Here is a 1,636-nt window from a genome sequence, read left to right on the forward strand (position 1 = left end):
CGGTAGGAGGCGCGGCTGCGGTGGACGACGCGCGCGGCCCCCGCCGCGACCGCCCCGACCGCCCCGACCGCCCCGCCCTCGGCGCCCTCGGCGAGCGCGGTGCGCAGGCTACGGCGCAGGACCCTCGGATGCACCCCCGCCCGGTCGAAGCACTCCCGCACGCGCGCCGCTTCCCCGGCCACCGCCTCGCGCGCCGCCTCGTCGAGCCCCCTGCGGACGAGCAGGTCCGCCAGATCGGCGCGGCACAACGCCCCCAGGCCGATCAGCAGATGATCCGGCTCCACCTCGGCCGCACCGCCCGACCGCGCCTCCCGGCGCGCACGGTCCAGCACGAACAGCACGCAGTCGGCGTACCCGACACTGCCGCTCACCACGACTCCCCCGTCCCCGAACGGTCCGTACGCCCGGCTGCCTTCGGGGACGCACGGCCGGCCCCGGCGGTTTCGATCAAACCCGACGGGCTCGCCACCGCCGCCCGCCGCCCCGCGCGCTATACGTTTGACCCCGTCGTCCCCCGCCGCCCCGAGGAGATCCGCCATGGCCGACCAGACCCGCACCCACCTGCTCACGGCCATCGAGCTCGCGGCCTCCGCCCGGGCCCACGGCAACCACCCCTTCGGCGCCCTGCTGACCGACGACTCCGGCGGCGTCCTGCTCACGGCCGAGAACACCGTGCTCACGGACCACGACGTCACCGCCCACGCCGAGACCAACCTCGTCCGCCAGGCCTCCCGCCACCTGGCCCCCGCCCAGCTCGCCGGGGCCACCCTGTACTCCAGCACCGAGCCGTGCGCCATGTGCGCCGGCGCGATCTACTGGAGCGGCATCCGCCGGGTCGTCTACGCCCTCGCCGCCCCCGAACTGAACGTCATCGCCGGCGTCGACCCCGACGAGCCGGTCCTCACCCTCCCCTGCCGCGACGTCTTCGCCGCCGGCGGCAACACCGTCGAGGTCTCGGGCCCCCACCTCTTCGAAGAGGCCGCCGCCGTCCACACCGGCTACTGGGGGTAGCACCCCTGATCTAACCTCTTCACGATGAGCACCCACCACACCGCCACCGACACGCCCACCGCCGTGACCGTCCGCTGCCGTGACAACGACGCCGTCACCTTGCGGCTGTGCGACCCGTCCCGGCCCGAGGACGACCGCGTGCTCTACGCCGTCGAGGCGTCCGCGCCCGGGCTGGCCGCCCGCGTGGACGACGTGGTCGCCTGGCCGTGGGGCACGGACCTGCCGCAGTTCCTGGAGGAACTGGCCGCGGATTTCCGCGGCTGGGTCGGTCAGCGGGTGTGGCAGACCCTCGACCGCGACCTCACCGTCGGCGCCGCCTTCCGCTCCGGCGGCCACGTCGGGCTGACCTGGACCCTTCGCCCGTGGCGGTCGGCGTGCTGCGGCTGGGAGGCGTCCGTCACCACCTGGCTCGACGCCGGCGAGCAGATGTCCGCCCTCGCGGCCGACGTCCGGAGCCTCCTCACCCCGCCGGCCGGCAACCACGGCCGTTCCGCGACTCCGTTCAGCATCTGACGATCCGACCCTCCCGACACACCACACCGCGGCCGGGGCAGGCACCTGCCCCGGCCGCGGTCGTGTCCGTGTGTCGCTCGGACCGACTGGTGTTCCATCGGCGGTCAACCGT

Annotated in this window: 3 protein-coding genes; 2 read left to right on the plus strand and 1 reads right to left on the minus strand. The window is 75.0% G+C overall.

The genetic code is table 11. The features are described 5' to 3' along the window. Nucleotides 1-371 (minus strand): hypothetical protein (locus AB0O00_RS38375; RefSeq protein WP_363659315.1); only part of this gene is annotated, 371 nt, incomplete at its 3' end. Between the two features lie 166 nt (nucleotides 372-537). On the opposite strand from AB0O00_RS38375, the gene AB0O00_RS38380 reads away from it, so the two are divergent. Next, complete coding sequence (locus AB0O00_RS38380) at nucleotides 538-1,011, plus strand: nucleoside deaminase (RefSeq protein ID WP_363659316.1); 474 nt, start codon at nucleotides 538-540, stop codon at nucleotides 1,009-1,011. Between the two features lie 24 nt (nucleotides 1,012-1,035). Continuing rightward, nucleotides 1,036-1,524: a DUF6228 family protein gene (locus AB0O00_RS38385; RefSeq protein WP_363659317.1), complete on the plus strand. Its 489-nt coding sequence runs from the start codon at nucleotides 1,036-1,038 to the stop codon at nucleotides 1,522-1,524. Nucleotides 1,525-1,636 lie beyond the last annotated feature (112 nt).

This window comes from Kitasatospora sp. NPDC093558, from assembly GCF_040683475.1.
Classification (GTDB): Bacteria; Actinomycetota; Actinomycetes; order Streptomycetales; family Streptomycetaceae; genus Kitasatospora.